The sequence below is a fragment of the Sphingobium trunci genome, from assembly GCF_022664535.1.
In the GTDB taxonomy this organism is placed as follows: domain Bacteria; phylum Pseudomonadota; class Alphaproteobacteria; order Sphingomonadales; family Sphingomonadaceae; genus Sphingobium.
Window position 1 is genome coordinate 406,895 of sequence record NZ_JAKUJY010000001.1, and the last position, 20,607, is coordinate 427,501.

Sequence of the window (20,607 nt, forward strand, 5' to 3'; positions counted from 1 at the left end):
ATGATGATGCGTAGAAAGCTGATCCTGGGCCTTTCGGCCATTGCGACGGTTTCCGTTCTGAATCCGGGCGCTTATCCGGCCGCCCATGCCGCGGGCCAGCGCGACGAGCAGGATGCCGCGCGGCGGGCGATGCTGGACGGGCAGGTCATGCCCTTTTCCCTTATCAAGCGCCGGGTCGACGCCGCCATGGGCGGCGCCACCTATCTGGGCAGCGAATTCAACCCCTCCTCCAACCGCTATCGCCTGAAATATGTGAAGGACGGCAAGGTGGTATGGGTTGATGCGGACGGTCGCACCGGCGATATAATCGGCTGGGCGCGCTGAACGGCGTGCCAGCCTTGACCTTTAGGCATAACAAGAGAAACGGGGCCATATGCGTCTGCTGATCGTCGAAGATGAACCGAGCCTTGGGCAACAGCTGCGGAACACGCTGGAAGGCGCGGGCTATGCCGTGGACCTGGCCGACGATGGCGAGGACGGGCATTTTCTGGGCGCGACCGAAAGCTATGACGCGGTGGTGCTGGACCTGGGCCTGCCGACCATCGACGGGCTGACAGTGCTCGACCGCTGGCGCAAGGAAGGCCGCAGCTTTCCGGTGCTGGTGCTGACGGCGCGCGACAGCTGGTCCGACAAGGTGGCCGGGCTGGACGCGGGCGCGGACGATTATCTCGCCAAGCCGTTCCAGAGCGAGGAACTGATCGCTCGCCTGCGCGCGCTCATCCGCCGCGCGTCGGGCAATGCGTCGAGCGAGCTGACCGCTGGCGACGTGCGGCTGGACACGCGGTCGGGCAAGGTGACGCTGAAGGGCGAGCCGGTGAAGCTGACCGCGCAGGAATATAAGCTGCTCTCCTACCTGCTCCACCACAAGGGCAAGGTGGTCAGCCGCACCGAATTGATCGAGCATATCTACGATCAGGATTTCGACCGCGATTCCAACACGATCGAGGTGTTCGTGACGCGCATCCGCAAGAAGCTGGGCGCGGACGTCATCACGACCATTCGCGGGCTTGGCTACAGCCTCGACGAACCGGGGCGGTGATCTCCGCTTTCCGTCCCCCTCGGACGGAAATGGAGGCTGCTGACCGCCCCTGATGACCGATCCCGAAACCTCTTCGCAGGTCCGCTCCACCGGTTCGCTGAGCCGCCGCATGATCGGCATCGCGGCCTTGTGGATCAGCCTGCTGCTGCTGGGCGGCGGGCTGGCGCTGGACCGGGTGCTGTCCGACGCGATCACGCGCAATTTCGACGACGGGATGAACTATGTCCTGACCGCGATGATCGCATCGGCGGAAATCGGGCCGGACGGCGAGGTGTTGTTCAATCGCGAACCGGCCGACCAGCGCTTTCTGGAACCCAACAGCGGCATCTATTACCAGATCAGCGCCAAGGGGCATGAGGATTGGCGGTCCCGATCGCTCTGGGACCGGGCGCTCAGGGTCAATCCCGACCATCATGACGATGCGCCCCATATTTATGACAGCAAGCAGTTTCCGGGCGAAGACCTGCGCATCATGGAGCGCAGCATCATCCTGCCCGGCTCCAACACCCGCTGGATGTTCATGATCGCGCAGGCCCGCGAAGGGCTGGACGCGCAGATCAAGACCTTGCGATCGACCCTGTTCGAGAGTTTCGCGCTGCTGGCGCTGGGGTTGATCGTGCTGGCGACGCTGCAGACCATTTACGGGCTGAGGCCGCTGCGCAAGGTCCGGCACGAGATCGTGCGGATGCGCGCGGGCGAGAAGAATCGCGTGACCGAGCCGATGCCCGCGGAAGTGCTGCCCATGGTCGAGGAATTGAACGCGCTGCTCGCCCATAATGAGCGGCAGGCGGAGGAGGCGCGGACCCATGCGGGCAACCTCGCCCATGCGCTGAAGACGCCGCTGACCGTCATCATGAACGCGGCCACCGCGCAGGCCGCCGATCTGGGCGATACCGTGATCCGGGAGGCGACGACGATGCGGCGGCAGGTCGACCACCATCTCGCCCGCGCCCGCGCGGTCGGACGGCGCGGCGCGGCGCAGAGCCGGGCGGAGGTCTGGCCCAGCCTGGACGCGGTCGAACGCGCGGTGCAGCGGCTCTATCCCGACGTGCGCATCGACATGGACGGCGACAAGAATGCCGCGGTGCGGGTCGAGCGGCAGGATCTGGACGAAATGCTCGGCAATCTGCTGGAAAATGCAGCGAAATATGGCGGCGGCAGCGTCTTTGCGACGGTCGGGCGGATCGGTGGAATGATCGAGATACTGGTCGAGGATGACGGCGTGGGCATTCCGGAAACGGAACGCACGCGCATCTTCGACCGGGGCGTGCGGCTCGATTCGGGAAAGCCCGGGACTGGCCTTGGCCTTGCCATCGTGCGGGACGTCGCGGAAATCTATGACGGCTCGGTCACCATGGAGGAAAGCGAGGATCTGGGCGGGTTGCTGGTGCGGCTGCGGCTGCCCTCCGCATGACCGCCTTCGCCTGATGGGACGCGCCTTCTATCTCTGCTGCGGTTTTCTGTCGCTGGGCGCCGGTGCGATCGGAGCCTTCCTGCCGCTGTTGCCAACCGTGCCCTTCATGATCCTGGCGGCCTTCTGCTTCGCCCGGTCCAGCCCGGCGCTGGAGGCGCGATTGCTGGAGCATCGCCATTTCGGGCCGCATATCCGCAACTGGCGGGAACGGGGCGCGATCAGCCGGAGGGGCAAGAAAGCGGCACTGGCGGCATTCGCCTTCAGCGCCGTGCTGGGACTGGCCTTCTCACCCCTGCCCTGGTGCCTGATCCCGCTGGCCGCCGCCCTGATCGGCGGGACATGGATATGGACGCGGCCCGAAGCCTGACGGGATCAGTTCCCCGGATAAATTCTCCGGTCAGTTCATCGCGAGGATCATGTTCCGCACCTGCGGATAGACCTGCTTTTCCCATTTGCTGCCGGAAAAGACGCCATAATGGCCCACGCCCGGCTGGAGATGATGGCGCTTGAGATGCGGGCGCAGGCCGGTGCAGAGCGCATGGGCGGCGGCAGTCTGGCCGACGGCGCAGACATCGTCCTTCTCCCCCTCCACCGTCAGCAGGGCGGTGTTGTGGATCGCGCCCAGATTGACTTTGCGCCCGCGATAGGTGAGTTCGCCCTTCGCCAGCAGCGTCTGCTGAAACACCTTGTCGACAGTCTCGATGTAGAATTCCTCGGTCATGTCGAGAACGGCGAAATATTCCTCGTAGAAGGTCTTGATCTTGTCCGCCTCCACCTGCTTGCCGTCGGCCAGCATCTGGTAGAGTTCACGATGGGCCGCGCCATGGCGTTCCAGATTCATCGACATGAAGGCCGAGAGCTGGAGGAAGCCGGGATAGACCCGGCGGCCGCGCCCGGCATAGCGCATCGGCACCACGGTGATGAGATTATTCTCGAACCATTCCAGCGGTTGTTCATTCGCCAGTTCGTTGACGACCGTCGGCGCGGCGCGCGGATCGATCGGCCCGCCCATCAGCGTCATCGAGCGAGGCGTCGCGGGATCCTTGTCCTCCGACATGATCGCGACGGCGACCATGGCCGGGACGCAGGGCTGGCAGACGGAGACGAGATGCGCGCCCGGTCCCAGTTCCTGCAGGAAGGTCATGACATAGTCTACATAGTCATCGAAGCCGAACCGCCCAGCGCTGAGGGGCACGTCGCGGGCGTTCTTCCAGTCGGTGATATAGACGTCGTGGTCACGCAGCATCGTGTCCACGGTGTTGCGCAGCAGCGTGGAAAAATGGCCCGACATCGGCGCCACCACCAGCACCTTGGGCTGGGCCGTTTCGACATCGTCCTTGGCGAAATGCAGCAGATTGCCGAAGGGTAGGTCCATCGCCACTTCTTCCCGCACGGGGACAACGGCATTGCCGCTCTCCACCTGGCGAATCGCATAGGCGGGCCGGTGATGCGTCAGCCTGGCGCCCTGGAACACGTCCATCAGGGCGAACATGCGGCGCGGCATGGCCCAATCCGCGACCGGTCCCATTTTGTCCTTGAAAGACAAGGCGATCCGCGCACCAAGACGGGCCGGAGCCAACATGTCGTTCCATGCCTGATAACCGCTGTACAACATCATCATCCTAGTCAAACGCGTCCTGCAATATCTGGTACCGATTCGGTGTTTATATGATCGTTATACAGGTTTCATATTGCACCGCATCATGATTGATGGAAAAGTAGGGTAAAGCGGGAGGATTTACCATGGCCGTCGCGGAACTGACCATTTCCAGCAAGACTTATTCATCCTGGTCCCTGCGGGGGTGGCTGCTCTGCCGCATGGCAGGGTTGCAGGTGACCGAAAAGACGATCGCTCTGGACGATCCTGAAAACAGGGCGGAATTATTGCTGCTGTCGCCGTCCGTGCTGGTGCCGCGGCTGACGCATGAAGGGGCCAGCGTGTGGGACACGCTCGCCATCGCGGAATATCTCAACGAACTTTATCCGCATGTGGGACTCTATCCGGAGGAGCGGATCCAGCGCGCCCATTGCCGGTCGGTTTCGGGCGAAATCCATTCGGGTTTCATCAACCTGCGTTCCGCGCTGCCGATGAACCTGAAGATCCGGCATGAAAAATTCCCGGTCTTTTCGGGCGCCAAGCCGGATATCGAGCGTATCGAGGAAATCTGGACCGAATGTCTGGACGCCTATGGCGGCCCCTGGCTGTTCGGGGAGACGCCGACCGTGGCCGACGCCATGTTCGCGCCAGTGGCGCAGCGATTCCTGACCTATGCGGTACGGCTGTCGGCCAAATCGGCGGCCTATTGCAACTGGAGCAACGACTGGGACCTGATGCGCGAATGGATCGATGCCGCGCGGAAGGAAAAGGACGAGGTCGAGGAACTGGAAATCGAGTTCTGAGGTCGCGTCAGGCGTCGAGCCCGGCCAGCCACTCCGCGATCATCGCCCTGCCCGCCGCGACGGCGCCGGGGCCATGATCGGCATGATCCTGCCGCAGTGCGATGCCGCATTGCTTCGCAATGTCGAGATCGGCCCAGAAATGGGTCAGCCAATCCTCGAAGCGGGGATCCTCGCCCATTTCAGCATGGAATTGCAGCGCCAGCAGGTTGCCGCCCCGACGGAAGGCCTGATGGGCGTAGGTCCCGGTCGATGCCAGAAGATCGACGCCGGAGGGCAATTCGAAGGTGTCGCTGTGCCAGTGAAGGACCGGAACGCCCTCCAGGTGGCGCAGCGGTGAGTCGGCCCCTGCCCCGTTCAGAGTCACCGGCGCGAAGCCCAGTTCCATGACTCCGCCGGGATAGACCCGCGCGCCCAGTGCCGCCGCGATCATCTGGCTGCCGAGGCATACGCCGAGCGTTGGAAGATCCTGCTCCAGCCGGGCGGAGAGCTTTTCGATCTGGTGGGGAATCCAGGGGTGGATGTCCTGTTCATAGACACCCATCGGCCCGCCCATCATGATCAGCAGGTCGGGGGTGCAGAGGTCGGCCTCTACGAAATCGGGGCTGGCGACGTCGATCCGTTCGATCTCATAGCCTGCGGCCTCGATCGGCTGGAGATAACCCGCCGCTCCTTCGCGCGGCACATGACGGACGATCAGCGCTTTCTTCATCTCTATGGCTTTGGTAGCCAAGAGAGACGGCGGCCGCTACCCCAGCCTTTCTTGAAGAGGGCATATTCCTCCTATCGGCCGGCGCCGGCACGAAGGGGACGAGCAATTCGTTTCCGTGCCCGAAGCGACCGTCAAACCGTCAGCACGATCTTTCCGAAATGGTCGCCCGCATCCATGCGCGCATGGGCCTTCGCCGCATCCGCCAGCGGAAAGCGCATGTCCATGGCGGGGCGCAGCCTGCCTTGTTCGACGAAGGTCCAGACGACCCGCATCAGTTCATCGGCAACCAGGCTTTTGAAAGCCACCGAACGCGGCCGCAGCGTCGATCCGGTGAGGGTCAGCCGCCTGGTCATGACGGCGGGCAGGAAGACGGTCGCCTTCGGCCCGCCCATCACCGCGATCGATACATGGCGGCCATCCTCGGCCAGGCACTGGAGATTGCGCGCCACATAGTCGCCGCCCACCATGTCCAGCACCGCCTGCACCCCCTGGCCGCCGGTGATGCGCTTCACTTCCTCGACGAAATCCTGGGTGCGATAGTTGATCGCATGGTCCGCGCCCCAGGTCCTGGCCTGCTCGCACTTCCCGTCGCTGCCGCAGGTGACGATGGTGGTGATGTCGAACAGCCTGCAGAGCGCGATCGCCATGGTGCCGATGCCGCTGGTGCCGCCATGGACCAGCACGGTGTCGCCCTCCACCACATAGGCGCGCTCGAACAGGTTGCTCCAGACGGTAAACAGCGTTTCCGGCAGAGCCGCCGCTTCGGCCAGGTCATAATCGTCCGGCACCGGCAAACATTGCCCGGCGGGCGCCACCGCATATTCGGCATAGCCTCCGCCGGCCAGCAGCGCGCAGACCCGCTGGCCGACCAGCAGTTCGGCGCTTCCGCCAGCCGCCACGATCACGCCGGAAACCTCCAGCCCCGGAATGTCCGAAGCCCCGGGCGGCGGCGGATATCTGCCCTCTCGCTGCATGACGTCGGGGCGATTGATGCCCGCGGCGGCGACCTTGATCAGCACCTCGTCGGGACCGGGCACCGGAACCGGCCGCCGCTCGGGCACCAGCGCTTCGGGGCCGCCCGGCACGGGGATGCCGATCGCCGTCATTTCCCTTGGTATTTCGCCCGGAATTGCGTTCTTGTCCGCCATTGGCCGCCCCCGCCCCATCATGCTGCACCGCACCTAAATCGACGGGCGGAATGCTGGCCTTATTGACAGACTGGTCCTCAGGGTCAACATTGCACGTCATGGACATGGATGAAGATCTGCCGCGCAAGGCTGATGATCCGCTGGCCCAACTGCTCCGACAGGATCTGGGCCCACTTTCCATGGCCGATCTGGAGGCGCGCATCGTCGCGCTGCAAAGCGAAATCACCCGAACCCGATCAAAGATTGAAAGCGCCGTTAACCACAAAGCAAGTGCCGAGGCGTTATTCAAGCGATGAACCCGCGCCTTGCCCCTCGCAACTCCATCGGGAGTTCCACCGGGCATGGGCAGTCTGGCAATTCCGGCGATCAAGGTGCCCATCTTGATCCGTCGTCGAGCAATGCCGACATATGGTTCAAGTACAGCCCCTCTTGGGGGTCAGGAGTATAAAAGACATGCCATCTTTCGCATCCGCCCTTGAAACCACCCTGCATAATGCGCTGACGCACGCATCGGAGCGCCGTCACGAATATGCGACGCTGGAGCATCTGCTGCTCGCGCTGATCGACGATGAACATGCGTCGAAGGTGATGCAGGCCTGCGGTGTGGAGCTCGGCGAACTATCCGACGCGGTGACGCAATATCTGGACACCGAACTGGACAGCCTGAAGGTGGAGGGGGCCAGCGACCCCTCCCCCACCAGCGGTTTCCAGCGCGTCGTGCAGCGCGCGATCCTGCACGTCCAGTCTTCCGGCAAGGATGAGGTGACGGGCGCCAATGTGCTTGTCGCGCTTTTCTCCGAACGGGAAAGCTATGCCGTCTATTTCCTCCAGCAGCAGGATATGAGCCGCCTGGATGCCGTCAGCTATATCAGCCACGGCGTCGGCAAGGGCACGGCCGCCCCTGAGCAGCGCGAAACCAAGGGCGCTCAGGAAGAGGAAAAGAAGGCGCAGGACAGCAAGGGCAAGAAGGACAGTGCCTTGGAGCAGTTCACCGTCAACCTCAACGAGAAGGCGGCGCGGGGCAAGGTTGACCCGCTGATCGGCCGCGCTTCCGAAGTCGACCGGACCATCCAGATCCTGTGCCGGCGGTCTAAGAACAACCCGCTCTATGTGGGCGATCCGGGCGTGGGCAAGACCGCCATCGCGGAAGGCCTGGCGCGCAAGATCGTCGAGGGTGAGGTTCCCGATGTCCTGAAGGAAGCGGTGATCTACTCGCTCGACATGGGCGCGTTGCTGGCGGGCACCCGCTATCGCGGCGATTTCGAGGAGCGGCTGAAGGCTGTCGTCACCGAACTGGAGAAGATGCCGCACGCGGTTCTCTTCATCGATGAGATCCACACGGTCATCGGCGCGGGCGCGACCAGCGGCGGCGCGATGGATGCGTCGAACCTGCTGAAACCCGCTCTGTCGGGCGGCACGATCCGCTGCATCGGCTCGACCACCTACAAGGAGTTCCGCAACCATTTCGAGAAGGACCGCGCCCTGCTGCGCCGGTTCCAGAAGATCGATGTCAACGAACCCACGATCGAGGACACGATCAAGATTCTCGCCGGGCTGCGCAGCGCCTTCGAGGAACATCACAACGTCAAATATACCCCCGACGCGATCAAGGCGGCGGTGGAACTGTCGGCGCGCTATATCAACGACCGCAAGCTGCCGGACAAGGCGATCGACGTCATCGACGAGGTCGGCGCGATGCAGATGCTGGTCGTGCCTTCGAAGCGCAAGAAGACGATCACGCCCAAGGAGATCGAGCAGGTCATCGCCACGATGGCCCGCATCCCTCCCAAGACCGTGTCCGCCGACGACAAGTCGGTGCTGGAGACGCTGGAAACCGATCTCAAGCGCGTGGTCTTCGGCCAGAACCGGGCGATCGAGGTGCTGTCCTCCGCGATCAAGCTGTCGCGGGCAGGCCTGCGCGATCCGGACAAGCCGATCGGCAACTATCTCTTCTCCGGCCCCACCGGCGTCGGCAAGACGGAAGTTGCGCGGCAACTCGCCCATCTGCTCGGCATTCCGCTCCAGCGTTTCGACATGTCGGAATATATGGAACGGCATTCGGTCAGCCGCCTGATCGGCGCGCCTCCGGGCTATGTCGGCTACGACCAGGGCGGCCTGCTGACCGATGCGGTCGACCAGAATCCGCACAGCGTCCTGCTGCTGGACGAGATCGAGAAGGCGCATCCTGACCTGTTCAACATATTGCTGCAGGTCATGGACAATGGCCGCTTGACCGATCACCACGGCAAGACGGTGGATTTCCGCAACACCATCCTCATCATGACCACCAATGCCGGTGCGTCGGACATGGCGAAGGAAAGCATCGGCTTCGGCGAGTTCACGCGCGAGGATGTGCAGGAGGATGCCGTGAAGAAGCTCTTCACGCCGGAATTCCGTAACCGCCTGGATGCAGTGGTGCCCTTCGGCTATCTGCCGCCCGAAATCGTCTCCCGCGTGGTCGACAAGTTCGTGCTCCAGTTGGAGCTGCAACTGGCCGACCGTGATGTCCACATCACGCTGGAGGATGATGCGAAGGATTGGCTGACCAAGAAGGGCTATGATAAGCTCTATGGCGCCCGTCCGATGGGCCGCCTGATGCAGGAGAAGATCAAGCAGCCGCTGGCCGAGGAACTGTTGTTCGGCAAGCTGGTCCATGGCGGCGAGGTCCATGTGCGGCTGAAGGACGACGCGCTCGCGTTCGAAATCACCCCGGCGGCTCCCAAGAAGGGCAAGAAGGGCGGCAAGGCGAAGCCTGCGGAGTCCGCCAAGTAGAAGCCGGACGATTGCTGAAAAGGGAATGGGGCGGTCCGTCGGGCCGCCCTTTTTCATTGGATTCCGTTCGAAACTGAGCGAAAACTTCCGATCATTGTTGCGGCTATCTCGCATAGGGAGATTTCCGATGACGGCAGACATCAGCTTCTACACCAACCCCATGTCGCGCGGGCAGATTGCCCGGTGGATGCTGGAGGAGACAGGCCAGCCCTACGAGCTGATCGTGCTGGATTATGAAAAGGACATGAAGGCGCCAGGCTATCTGGCGATCAATCCGATGGGGAAAGTGCCTGCCATCGTCCACGCGGGCAAGGTGGTGACGGAGGCCGCGGCGATCTGCGCCTATCTGGCCGACGCGTTTCCCGCGGCAGGCCTGGCCCCGCCCCTCGACGCTCGCGCGGATTATTATCGCTGGCTGTTCTTCGCGGCCGGTCCGGTGGAAGCGGCCGTCACCAACAAGGCGCTGGGCTTCGTCGTACCCGAAGGCCGGGAACGGGTCGCGGGCTATGGCAGCTTCGATCAGACGATCGATACCCTGGAGCATGCCGTATCGAGATCGGAATGGATTTGCGGCGACCGGTTCACGGCGGCTGACGTCTATGTCGGCTCGCAGGTCGGTTGGGGCCTCAGCTTTGGAACCATCCCCAGCCGGCCCGCATTCGAAACCTATGCCGCACGCCTGCGCGAACGACCGGCCTACAAGCGGCAGAAGGAACTGGACGGCGCTTTGATGGCGCAAATGGCCAAGCCCGCATAAAGCGAAGGGGCCCGGCGGAACGATCCGCCGGGCCCTTTAACTTCTACCGGGCCATATGGCTCAGTTCCGCTGATTGCCTATGAGGCGCAGCAGGAACAGGAACATGTTGATGAAGTCGAGATAAAGCGTCAGGGCGCCCATCACCACCGACTTGCCCATCATGTCCGTGCCCGCGACATGCGCATAGATGCTCTTGATCTTCTGCGTGTCATAGGCGGTCAGCCCGGCGAACAGCAGCACGCCGATGAAGCTGATCACCATGTCCATCGCGCTCGAACGCAGGAACAGGTTGATGAGCATCGCCACCAGCAGGCCGACAACGCCCATGATCAGGAAGGTGCCGAAACCCGACAGGCTGCGCTTCGTCGTGTAACCCCACAGGCTCAGCCCCGCAAAAGCCGCCGCCGTCGCGAAGAAAGTCTGGGCGACCGAAGTGCCGGTATAAACCAGCAGGATGGACGAAAGCGACAGCCCCATGACGCCTGCATAGGCCCAGTAAAGCCCCTGGGCAGCGACTGTCGACAGGCGGCCGATGCCGAAGCTCAGCACCATGACGAACAGCAGCGGCGCGAACATGATGACATATTTGAGGATGCCGGGGCCTGCCAGAACCTGATAGGCAAGGCCGCTCGACGCGAAGAGCATGGCGACCACACCCGTCAGCAGCACGCCACTCGCCATATAATTGTAAACCGACAGCATGTAACGGCGCAGACCGGCGTCGAACGCCTCCCCGCGCGCGACGGTCGCACCGCCAAAACCCGCAATGTCGGAACGCGGATCGGACCAATTGGCCATGGAATAATCTCCTTCGCCGGTATCACTCCCACCGGCTCCCCTATTATCGGTCTATCCGCCCGCCAATTCAAGCGAGAGCTTCACCTGACGTGGCGCGTGAAAGATATTATGGAAGAATGATGCACCGGCTTTTTGTCGCTATCAGGCCCCCCGCCCCTATCCGAACCACGCTGCGCGCCTTGATGGGGGGCATCAGCGGTGCGCGTTGGCAAGCCGATGAGCAACTTCACATCACCCTTCGCTTCATCGGCGAGGTCGACGGGCATTGCGCCGACGACATTGCAACCGCCCTGGCGAAAATTCGCTTCCAACCGTTCGCAATCAGCCTCGCGGGCCTGGGATGTTTCGACCGGAAGGGACGGATCGATACGCTTTGGGCGGGTATCCAGCCCCGCGATCCATTGACCCGATTGCATCAGCGGGTGGACCGCGCATGTACGCGCCTTGGGCTTCGCGCGGAGGAGCGGGCCTATCTTCCTCATGTCACGATCGCCCGCTTCAACCGATCGGCAGGTCCGACGGACAGCTTCTCACACGGCATGGCGGCTTGGCGAGCGCCCCGTTCACGGTAGACAGCTTCGCCTTATTCGAAAGTCATCTCGGTCATGAAGGCGCGACCTATCATGTCGTGGAGCGCTATCGCGCGGACTGACTCGGAGTCGGTCGGAAAAACGAAAAAAATCTGTTCTTTGCCCTATCCCGCGGACAGCACGGCACAAGCGACGCGACCACCCGCATTCCCCGCCGGATCGCTCTTATTGTCGTCCGCCTGCGCATGGATCATGACCGCCGCGCCATCAACATCCAGCAGAGGCGTGGCGCCACCGCTGATGGTACCGCCCGGAATGACATATTCCAGTTCACCCGAGCCGTCGGCTCCCGCGATCATGTTGGGCATGTCACCCATATGCATGCCGTCGGGATTATCCTTGCCATGCTTGTGACCCGTCGGGTTCCAATGCCCGCCCGCGCTCGCAAAGTCGGGCGGCGTGCAGACGCCGGTGGTATGGATGTGAACCGCATGCATCCCCGGCGTCAGCCCCCGCGCGTGCACGATGACATGCAACCCATCGGCAGCCTCCGTCACCGTCGCCTCGCCCCGTGGGGTGCCATCGCCGGCGAGCAGCTTGCCATGCGCGACCGGAGCAGTGGTCGGCGCGGCCGCCGCCGTTCCGGATGACGATGGCGCCGCAGCACAAGCCGAAGACAAGAGGAGCAGCGACAAGGCGACAGGGGCAGGATTCGTCATGACGGGCAACTCCCAAAGTGCAGGCCGTGCGACCAACGCCGCACCCACACCTTTTGTTGCCTATCCGAATCGGATTGTCACCCGATTCCGGTTCCTTGGCCCGACGGGAAAGCCGCCAGCATCGATCGTCCAGCCTTCCAGGCGGAGTGTCAAATCATGGAAAAAGGGGCCAGTCTTTCGACCAGCCCCTCGATCCTGTCCCATCCCTAAGGATGAGAAATCTTAATGACCCGAACCCGGACCGTAGGTGATTTCCACGCGACGGTTCTGCAGTTCGCGGACGCCATCGGCGGTTTCGACGCGGGGGTTCGATTCACCGAACGCCTGGGTCGTCATCACGCCGTCGGGGATGCCCTTCGAAGCCATGTAGGCCTTGACAGAGTCAGCGCGACGCTGCGACAGGCCAACGTTGTACGAGGCCGAACCCGAACGGTCCGCATAGCCTGCCAGCATGACCTGGGCGCTGCCGCAGTTGCTGTAGGCCGAAACCGCATTGTCCAGAATGGTGGCGGCGTCAGGCGTGATGTCCGACTTGTCCCATTCGAAGAAGACGATGTACGGCCCAGGGCTGCACTCAGCCACCGGCGGCGGAGGCGGCGGGGGAGGCGGCGGCGGGGGCGGCGGCGGCGGGGGAGGCGGCGGCGGAGCAGCCGGTTCACCACCGAAGTTGTAGGTCAGACCCAGCAGCACGCTGTGGGTGCGCAGCTTGGTATCAACCGACGAACCGGCCGGACCACCAATTGTGGTGGTGTACGCCGGAATCAGCTTGATATCGTCCTGGTTGAAGAAGCGATACTTCAGCGACACGTCGACATGGCTGGTCAGCGGATAGCGTACACCCGCGATCGCCTGCCAGGCGAAGCCAGTGTCGGAATCGTTGACGAGGTCGTTGGCGAGCTTGCCGCGCGAAACGCCGACACCGCCGCCGACGAAGCCCTGCAGGCCATCATCCGGACCGAAGTCGAGCAAGCCGTTCAGCATGAACGACAGGGCCGAAGCCGAACCACCGAAGCCGCTCTTGTCGAGGTCGACCTTGGCGCGCTTGTAAGCCGCTTCTGCTTCCAGACGGAAACCGCCGAAGTCATAGCCGATGTTGCCATCGACATCCCAGCCCTTGTGGTAGTCCACGCCGGCAACTGTGTTGCTGGCCGCACCATTATTGCCGGGGGTGAAGGTGATGTCCTGATCTTCAACGAGAAGAACGCCGGCGTCGACACCGACATACCAGCTATTGTCACGCGCGAACGCCGGTGTGGCCAGAGCGCTGGTCGCAAGCACAGCCGCGAGGGCAAGCTTCCGCATCTGAATTCCCCTTTCAAAAGTGTCACGAAGGACTGCTGAAACCCTGTATCGGGTAGAAAGTTTCATGGCAAGTCCACAATTGCCAAAACTGTTGCAAAAATAACGCAGTAAACTCCGTCACCCGCCCACTGGCAGGCTATTTACACCGGCCGCCGTGTAAAAATGGGCCGGTGCGCAAGTCACGACGCAATCAGCCCATGTGTCCGCAGCGAAGACAATATCGCCGCAATCGCCGAACGCGCCTCCGCGTCCACCGTCGCGCCGCCCGCCGGCGTCCCGATCGGCGCGCTCCGGCCACCGACGACACGCGTGCCCCCGACATAGAAGCCGTCCTCTCGAACCGCTGCATCCTGCCAGCCCGCGCCATCATGTCGCATGGCGTGCGCCCGGTCGGCAACCCACAGGGAAAGGCCGGCGCGGGGCGCGACAAATCGCCAGCCGCCTTCGGTCCAGCAGGCCAGCGCTCCATCCTGCCCGCTCCAGTCTCCCGTGGCGCCCACGGCCACGATCCAGCAGGAACCGACAGCGGGCGATGCCGGCGGCTCCGCGATATCGGCGCTCTCCGCCGCTCCGTGCAGCAGCATGTCCATCCGCGTCAGCGCCTCGTTGTGAAAAAGCTCCTTCTGCGCCTGGCCGGCGAAGAGCAGCGGCAAGGCCCAGCGAAAGGTCGCATCCAATGTCATGATCCCCTTGTCCTTTCCTTCAGAAGAAGCGCCATCACAGCGGCAACAGGATGCGCGCGGGCCTGCCCAGCGCATGGGAACCCACCTGCCGGATCTCGACGGCCAGTCCACCCGTTCCGCCACCGTCGGCCGCCAGCATCGCGGCGTCATAGGTCCAGCCAGGCTGCCCGGTTACGACGCGCCGCAGCACCTCCGACCCCTCCAGCACCCGCAACTCATAGGCTTCGCGATCTTCGCCAAGCGGCACGTCCGCACCGTTCAGCCAGCGCCACCCGGTCCTGCTGCGCCGCGTCCATTCCATGGTCCAGCCTCCCGCCCCATCGGCGGCCACGGTCACATGCACGGGGGCTGGGGCCATGATCGCCTCGCCGCTGACCTTCAGCGCTGCTTCCACCGCTTCTCCATCCCCGACGCCGATCGCGGCGATCCGGACTTTGCTGCCGACATCCGCACCGCCCCGCTGCCCCGACAGCGGCTCGGCCAGCCGATCGTCCTCCAGCAGCAGGAAGTCCTCGCCCGCCACATGGGACGCGATGGCCCACTCCGTCCCGAACAGACCGCGCCGCAGCCCCTCCAGCCGGAAGCTCGCTTCATCCGTTCGCACGGCACGCGCGAACTGGATCAGTTCGCGCCCGACCAGACACAGATTGCGCCCTTCCGCCAACGCCGCCCCATCGGCTCCGCCCAATGTCATGTCCGGAGCCAGCAGCGTAACGGGCAAGGCATGGATATGGTCCACCAGAGCTACGCTACCGCTCGGCAAAGCCGCATCGGCATGGCCCATCACGGCGCGCAAAGCGGTTCGCCCGGCGGGCGTGGCTTCCCCCGTCGTACCGATGCTGAACAGCGCCGCGCCGCGCCAGCCCTCAACCCCGCTCGCCGCCGCGACGATGACAGGCGCACTCGCCGCCATATCGCCCATCGAAGGCAGATCCGCCAGCATCAGCGTGGTGGCTCCATGGGGAATATCGGCTTCCCGGACGATCGCGCCGGACGAGGCACCCGCAGGTATCGCTCCGCCAGCGCCCGGCACACGCCGCAAACGGAGGCGCACCGCCATCGCCTCCCACTCACGCTCCTCGATCCGCCACAGCCCCGGAACATGCTCGACCGTCGCGACATCGCCCGGCTCATGGCGCAGCGCGTCCCATCCGCAGCGCAGGCTCATGACCGACCGCCCCGTCCAGAGCATTCCCATCTTCCGCGCAGCCATCCTTCGCGCTGCATCGCCCGACAGCAGGACGGGCAGGTCCATTCCCTGCTCGGTGCGTCCGCTCCCCGGCCTGTTCACACGCTGCACGCCCGCCTGATAATCCCGCGCCGCGTCGAAATAGCGCAGCGACAATGCCACCGGCACCGCATCCGCCCCGCCCCCAGATTGCTCGACGGCATCCAAAACCCTGCCGTTCACCGACCGGCAAAGCATGTCGGAGCCGACCGCTCCCCCCGCCGCCGAGGCAGCGGCACGCCATCGCAAACCATCCTCCCCTGCGACAAAGGCCAGATCATGCGCCTCCGCCAGCGGCGCCAGCGCCTCGCCGACATCCGCACCGCTTGCCGCCATTCCATCGACGGCCCCCAGCGCATCTCCCGTCAGCAAGCCGCCGCTCAAGGCGGCCGCCATTTCCCCGATGGCAACCGCCCCTTCGTCCGCCTCCACCTCGAAGGTCAGCGACGGAATGCGATTGCCATAGTCCGCCAGCGCCAGATCCTCGAACAGCGCATAGGCGATCCCGCGATGCCCCGGCGTCAGGCCGATCCCCTCGGCCGCCGCGATCAGGGGATCGACGGCCTGATCCTCCCCGCCCGCATGCAGCCGGAACGCTCCCAGTTCCGTCTTCCAGTCTCCCGCGCTCCCCCGCAGCAGATTGCCGTCCGCCCAGATCCGCCGCACGCCCTTGATCGCCCGCGCCGACAGGGCCACCGCGAAACTTGCCGAATAGCTGTAGCTGGTGACGCTCGGCCGCCCCTTGCCGCCACCGCTCCTGCTCTTCGTCTCCTTGAGGTCCGTCGCCCAGATCACCGTGCCCGCCACGCGCAGCGTCCCGAACAGCTTGGGTATCTGCGAACCATAGGTCGATGTCTGCACCTGCATGTCGGTCAGCCGCCGCCCTTCCACGCCCTTGGGCCTGAAGAGCACCGCATGATCGAAGGCATTGCCGATCAGCCCGCCAATGGCGCCACCCAGCGGCCCGCCAATGGCCGTGCCAAGGGCGGTCAACACAATCGTCGCCATCCTGTCCTCCTATTCGCCTCGCCAGTGGCCCAGCACCGGCCATGGGGACGCTCCCGGCATCTCCACTACCCGCCGCAGTCCCGCATGGGCATGCACATGCCCGCCCGGCACCACGATCATCAGATGCAGTTGCAAAGGCCCCGGCCGCACCAGCGCCAGATCGCCCGGACGCGCCTCCTCCACCGCGCGCAGACCGGCCACCCGCAACCAGTCCCCCGCGCGCCGTTCATCTCCCGACCGCAGCCCATAGCCCTCCGGCGCCGCCCGCCCCAGGGCCAGCGCCGCCAGCCCCACACAGTCCAGCCCCCGCCTGTCCCGCCCATGCAGCCGGAACGGCACGCCCACCAGCGCCCGTGCCGCGGCAACCACCGCGTTCACGCCGCCCCCGGATAGCGGGTCAGCAGATCGGTGCCCGGCAGATAAGGCTCCCCGCGAAAATTGACGGCATTGCCGAACCGCGCCGCGCAGGTGGCAAGCTGGCGGTCGCACCCCTCGGTCAGCAAGGCCTGCGTCCCCGCCTCCACCGCGAACGGCGGCGGATCGGCCAGGGTCACCCCCTCCGCATCATTGTCGATCACCGCCTGCACGATCCCGCAATTGGCCCCGCCCAGCCAGCGCAACGTCCCGAACGCATAAGCCCCTGCGCTCAGTCCCGAAACGCCGACAGCCACATCCTCGACGGCACCAACAGCCACCACCCGCCGCCGCCCGGCCAGATCGACCCGGCACTGCCGGTCTCCCAAAACCGCCCTGCAATCGGGGGAGGTGGAGGGCGCCACCGCAGCCTTCAGCGCCGCCATCGCCCCCACAAGCTCGGCCGTGAAAGCCCCCGCCCTGCACGTCACCGACCCGATCTCGCCCCGCGCCAGCAGCAGCCACAACTCGCCGGGAGCCTCCCACTGGGTCAGCCGCAATTCCAGCGCCGCCCCATCCCAGCGCCCGGCCATCAGATCGGCTTCACTGATCGCATCCGCGACCAGCGCCCCCTCGACATCGGCATCGTTCCCCTCCAGGCCGATGCCGCATCGCACTGCGGAGGGCGTCATTCCCGGCGCCGCGCGATAGCGCAGATGGCCGATCTCCAGATCGCGGTCATGGCTGGTCAGCCCGATGGTCACGCCATCCCGCCGCTCCACCCGCCAGCAAAAGGCCAGCGTCGAAAGCGGCTGTGCCAGACTCTCCACCCCGCTCATTCCCGGATCTCCACCAGCGGCACGGAAGGTGCCTCCCCGGCCGCAAAGGTCGCCCGATGGATATCCAACCGATCCTCGGCAAAACGCACCGGCACATCGAACCGATAGCCCGCCGTCAGCATGACCCCGGCGGCAGGCGCGACATCAAAGGCAATGACGCCCAGCCCCGCATGGCTCCAGCCGCTCGTCATCTCGATACCGTCCATCGCCACCCGGATGCTCCCCGCCACCGGCCGCGTGATCCGGCGCACCTGCGCCTCCCCGCCCGGTCCATAATGGCGCAGCAACGGAAATTCGGCCTTCACCCCATCCCCCACGCCCAGACGCTGGTCCAGCGCTCCCGGCGCCTCGCCCAGGGCGCTGCTGCGATCGTCATAGGGATCGGTGAAGCGGAACCCCCGCGCCGCCCCGCGCCGAGCCCGGAAGAAGCCGATCAGCGTCGCGATGTCCGCCTCGGACCGCACCCCCGGCCCCGCGTCGAAGGAAAGCCGTGCATCCGCCCAGTCGCAGCTCCGCCGCTCATGCCCGGACGGCGCCTCGACGATCTGCGTCGAAAAGGCGGGCGCCACACTTGCCTACCGCCCGATGCCCAAAGGGAATGCCACATCGTCAAAGGCTTGCACATCATCCTCCCCATGCCACCTGAAGCAGGTAAAGCCATCCCGCGCGACCTGCGGCAAGGCCCAGACGAAGGTCGCCGCCGTCCCCCGCTTCACCGCCGCGTCCGCCGCACCCGCAATCTCCCGCCACTGCGCGGCATCTTCGGGCCGCAGCACGAAGCCGGAAAGATAATGCTGCTCCCCGACCGGATAGCCCAGCCGCTCCGTCGCAAGGTCCACGCCCCGCCCCGTCAGCCGCTCGCGCCCCTCCGTCACCCAGTCATAATCCTCCAGCTGCAACACATCGAAGGCAGGCGAAGCCCACCCCAATGGCAGGTTCGCCCGCTTCGCCTCCGGCGCCAGCGAATCGAGCACCGTCGGCAGATAGGCCAGCAGATGCGTCACCGCCCCCGGCGCAATACCCTTCACCCAGGCGCAGAGCGCCGCCGTCGATGCCGCCAGCACGGCCCCGGCCCGATCCAGCAGATCCTTCTGCGCACCGTTCAAAACCCCGCGCACGTCGGGGATCGAGACCGGACTCCCGCCCAGCGCCGCCCGCGCCGCATCGTCGTACAGGCAGATGCGCCCATCGCCCGGCATCACCCACCACCAGGGTTCCCCGACCTGAAACCGAATCTCCAGCCCTGCGGACAAAGCGATGGAAACAAAGGAACCTGCCACCAGCCGCAAATAGCTCATCGCCCCCTCATGCGCGGGCGAGAGCAGGGTCGAGGGCGGCGACCAGCCGGTCAGCGCCGGGTCGCCATTCTCCGCCCGCTGCTTCCAGTCGTTCCAGCAATGCGCGTCGAACAGTTCATAGGACAGCGACCAGATCACGCCCAGCCCCAGCGCCCTCGCCCGCCGCGCGAAATCCGCGTGCCAGGCCGCACAGGGCGCATTCAGCACCCCGCCCGCCAGGCTGACGTAAAAGCCGCCGCCCAGCGCCTCGAGCCGGAAATAATGGCTCATGCCGACATAATGATTGATGTCGCCGCGATAGCCCAGTGCATGGATCGACGCCACGATCCGCTCCGGCGTCTGGTTGAAACAGTCGTCATAGCCCGTCGCCATCGACAGCCCATGTTCGGGCAGCATCGCATCGCCCACGGCCAGCACCGACCCGGCCCCACCGCAGCTTATGCCGGAAAGCTCACACCATCCCTCAACTCCGGCGGCAAAGGGCGCGCTCCCCGCATCATAATCCGGCGCGGCGAGCGAAATGAACATCCGGTCGACATCCCCCGCCCAGACCGGATCGGCCTCCGCAGGCAGCAGGAAACCGCCCGCCAAAGCGGAAAAATCCAGCATGATTTCGGCATCTTCCGGATCACCGCTCGCATAGTTCCACAAGCGTACATACCAGCTGCGCGGTGCACCCGACGCATCCCGCCCCTCGATCGTCAGCGTCGGCCCATGCGTCTGATCCAGCCGCCTCAACCCGCCGCTCCGCCAGCGAAACCGCAACACGCACGACCGGAAATCCCGCGCCGTCTCATAGGCGAGCAGAGGATGGCTCCATTTGTCCTCCGCCTCCCAGATCAGCCCGGCCAGATCGCCCGACCCATAAAAGACGGCATCGACCCGCAAGGCATCCGGCGCGGCCGTCACCACGCTCGCCATCATCGGCCGGGGGAAATTGACGGTCCAATGCGTGGGCGCAAAGCGCTTCATGAAGCGCTCCTCCTGCCCCCGCCGCCTATCCGCCAGCCAGTAACCCAAACCGCTCATCCGCCGATCGCCCCCCTGACCGCCCGCGCCACCTGCCGCGCACTGCGCGCCAGCAATCGCGCATTGTCCTGACCGCCATTGCCCTGGACGGCGATGCTCACCCGCACGTCGCGGGCGCCGCCGCCGTTCGGCACAACCTGCCCGCTGGCGGTCGGAACGAAGACCTCCGGTCCCCGCTCGCCCACGACATAGGCCCGCCCCGGCGTCACCGGCCCGCCGGTCGCCCGTCCCGGCAGGCCCAGCGCGGACGCCGCCAGGCCGATCAGGCCAGCCCCATCCCCACCGATGCTGGAAATGCCCGCGCGCAGGGCACCGGCGGCAATATCGTCCAACGTCCTCAACGCGATCGTCCTGAGTTCCGCGAACCCGAACCGCCCCGTCCGCACCGCGCGCAGCAGCCCCTGCTCGATCCGCCGGCCCGCCCGCTCGGCCCCGCTCGCCAGCGGCCCTTCCAGCTCGCCGCGCATGGTCTCGACATCGCGGGCAAAGCCTTGCGTATCCGCCCGCACCCGCACGACCAGATTATCGATTTCCTCGTCCATCTCTCACCCCCAATTCCGCAACAGCCCCGCCCCCTCGG

19 protein-coding genes and 2 pseudogenes are annotated in these 20,607 nt (G+C 65.0%); 9 read left to right on the top strand and 12 right to left on the bottom strand.

The window, feature by feature from the left end; all coding sequences use genetic code 11:
• Positions 1-3: 3 nt before the first annotated feature.
• From MJ601_RS01860 to MJ601_RS01875, 4 genes are all read left to right on the top strand, one after another.
• Positions 4-324: a hypothetical protein gene (locus MJ601_RS01860; protein WP_348635545.1), complete on the top strand. Its 321-nt coding sequence runs from the start codon at positions 4-6 to the stop codon at positions 322-324.
• Between the two features lie 49 nt (positions 325-373).
• Positions 374-1,039, top strand: coding sequence for a response regulator transcription factor (locus tag MJ601_RS01865; RefSeq protein ID WP_044662519.1), 666 nt, complete (start codon positions 374-376; stop codon positions 1,037-1,039).
• Positions 1,040-1,148: 109 nt separating this feature from the next.
• Complete coding sequence (locus tag MJ601_RS01870) at positions 1,149-2,453, top strand: sensor histidine kinase (protein WP_242122931.1); 1,305 nt, start codon at positions 1,149-1,151, stop codon at positions 2,451-2,453.
• A 13-nt stretch (positions 2,454-2,466) separates the two neighbouring features.
• The gene (locus MJ601_RS01875; RefSeq protein ID WP_242122865.1) at positions 2,467-2,820 is read left to right on the top strand and encodes a YbaN family protein; all 354 of its coding nucleotides are present in this window, start codon (positions 2,467-2,469) and stop codon (positions 2,818-2,820) included.
• Between the two features lie 30 nt (positions 2,821-2,850).
• Here the strand turns inward: MJ601_RS01875 and MJ601_RS01880 are convergent, their stop codons facing one another.
• On the bottom strand, positions 2,851-4,074 hold the full coding sequence (locus MJ601_RS01880; protein WP_242122866.1) for a polyhydroxyalkanoate depolymerase: 1,224 nt from the start codon (positions 4,072-4,074) through the stop codon (positions 2,851-2,853).
• 122 nt (positions 4,075-4,196) lie between these two features.
• Here MJ601_RS01880 and MJ601_RS01885 point away from each other — a divergent pair, with 122 nt between their 5' ends.
• Positions 4,197-4,853, top strand: a complete 657-nt coding sequence (locus MJ601_RS01885; protein WP_242122867.1) for a glutathione S-transferase — start codon at positions 4,197-4,199, stop codon at positions 4,851-4,853.
• Between the two features lie 7 nt (positions 4,854-4,860).
• Here the strand turns inward: MJ601_RS01885 and MJ601_RS01890 are convergent, their stop codons facing one another.
• Together MJ601_RS01890 and MJ601_RS01895 are read right to left on the bottom strand one after the other, a co-directional pair.
• Positions 4,861-5,562: a glutamine amidotransferase gene (locus MJ601_RS01890; RefSeq protein WP_242122868.1), complete on the bottom strand. Its 702-nt coding sequence runs from the start codon at positions 5,560-5,562 to the stop codon at positions 4,861-4,863.
• Between the two features lie 131 nt (positions 5,563-5,693).
• Positions 5,694-6,710 (bottom strand): NAD(P)H-quinone oxidoreductase, encoded by a 1,017-nt coding sequence (locus MJ601_RS01895; protein ID WP_242122869.1) that lies wholly within the window; start codon positions 6,708-6,710, stop codon positions 5,694-5,696.
• A 98-nt stretch (positions 6,711-6,808) separates the two neighbouring features.
• Between MJ601_RS01895 and MJ601_RS01900 the strand changes: the two genes are divergently transcribed.
• From MJ601_RS01900 to MJ601_RS01910, 3 genes are all read left to right on the top strand, one after another.
• Positions 6,809-7,006 (top strand): DUF1192 domain-containing protein, encoded by a 198-nt coding sequence (locus MJ601_RS01900; RefSeq protein ID WP_242122870.1) that lies wholly within the window; start codon positions 6,809-6,811, stop codon positions 7,004-7,006.
• 157 nt (positions 7,007-7,163) lie between these two features.
• A complete protein-coding gene (gene clpA / locus MJ601_RS01905) occupies positions 7,164-9,482 on the top strand; it encodes an ATP-dependent Clp protease ATP-binding subunit ClpA (RefSeq protein ID WP_242122871.1) in 2,319 nt (772 codons plus the stop codon).
• A gap of 127 nt (positions 9,483-9,609) precedes the next feature.
• On the top strand, positions 9,610-10,239 hold the full coding sequence (locus MJ601_RS01910; protein WP_242122872.1) for a glutathione S-transferase family protein: 630 nt from the start codon (positions 9,610-9,612) through the stop codon (positions 10,237-10,239).
• Positions 10,240-10,299: 60 nt separating this feature from the next.
• Here MJ601_RS01910 and MJ601_RS01915 read toward each other — a convergent pair whose 3' ends face one another.
• Positions 10,300-11,037, bottom strand: a complete 738-nt coding sequence (locus tag MJ601_RS01915; RefSeq protein WP_242122873.1) for a Bax inhibitor-1/YccA family protein — start codon at positions 11,035-11,037, stop codon at positions 10,300-10,302.
• 119 nt (positions 11,038-11,156) lie between these two features.
• Between MJ601_RS01915 and thpR the strand changes: the two are divergent.
• Positions 11,157-11,689 (top strand): annotated as a pseudogene (gene thpR / locus MJ601_RS01920) (RNA 2',3'-cyclic phosphodiesterase).
• 42 nt (positions 11,690-11,731) lie between these two features.
• On the opposite strand, the gene MJ601_RS01925 reads toward thpR, so the two are convergent.
• The 8 genes and pseudogenes from MJ601_RS01925 to MJ601_RS01960 all read right to left on the bottom strand — a co-directional run bounded on the left by MJ601_RS01925 (position 11,732) and on the right by MJ601_RS01960 (position 20,569).
• Positions 11,732-12,286: a superoxide dismutase family protein gene (locus tag MJ601_RS01925; RefSeq protein WP_242122874.1), complete on the bottom strand. Its 555-nt coding sequence runs from the start codon at positions 12,284-12,286 to the stop codon at positions 11,732-11,734.
• Between the two features lie 222 nt (positions 12,287-12,508).
• Positions 12,509-13,588: an OmpA family protein gene (locus MJ601_RS01930; RefSeq protein ID WP_242122875.1), complete on the bottom strand. Its 1,080-nt coding sequence runs from the start codon at positions 13,586-13,588 to the stop codon at positions 12,509-12,511.
• A gap of 179 nt (positions 13,589-13,767) precedes the next feature.
• Positions 13,768-14,271 carry a DUF2793 domain-containing protein gene (locus MJ601_RS01935; protein ID WP_242122876.1) on the bottom strand — a complete coding sequence of 168 codons (504 nt, stop codon included), beginning with the start codon at positions 14,269-14,271 and terminating at the stop codon, positions 13,768-13,770.
• A 34-nt stretch (positions 14,272-14,305) separates the two neighbouring features.
• Positions 14,306-16,507 carry a phage tail protein gene (locus tag MJ601_RS01940; protein ID WP_242122877.1) on the bottom strand — a complete coding sequence of 734 codons (2,202 nt, stop codon included), beginning with the start codon at positions 16,505-16,507 and terminating at the stop codon, positions 14,306-14,308.
• 9 nt (positions 16,508-16,516) lie between these two features.
• Positions 16,517-16,885 carry a peptidoglycan endopeptidase gene (locus MJ601_RS01945; protein WP_242122878.1) on the bottom strand — a complete coding sequence of 123 codons (369 nt, stop codon included), beginning with the start codon at positions 16,883-16,885 and terminating at the stop codon, positions 16,517-16,519.
• Positions 16,882-17,700, bottom strand: a complete 819-nt coding sequence (locus tag MJ601_RS01950; protein ID WP_242122879.1) for a phage/gene transfer agent baseplate hub protein — start codon at positions 17,698-17,700, stop codon at positions 16,882-16,884. The genes MJ601_RS01945 and MJ601_RS01950 overlap by 4 nt, the downstream gene beginning before the upstream one ends.
• Positions 17,697-20,027, bottom strand: a pseudogene (locus tag MJ601_RS01955) (DUF2460 domain-containing protein). Before MJ601_RS01955 ends, MJ601_RS01950 begins: the two are co-directional and overlap by 4 nt.
• Positions 20,024-20,569 (bottom strand): tail tape measure protein, encoded by a 546-nt coding sequence (locus tag MJ601_RS01960; RefSeq protein ID WP_242122880.1) that lies wholly within the window; start codon positions 20,567-20,569, stop codon positions 20,024-20,026. The pseudogene MJ601_RS01955 and the gene MJ601_RS01960 overlap by 4 nt, the downstream one beginning before the upstream one ends.
• Positions 20,570-20,607: the final 38 nt, after the last annotated feature.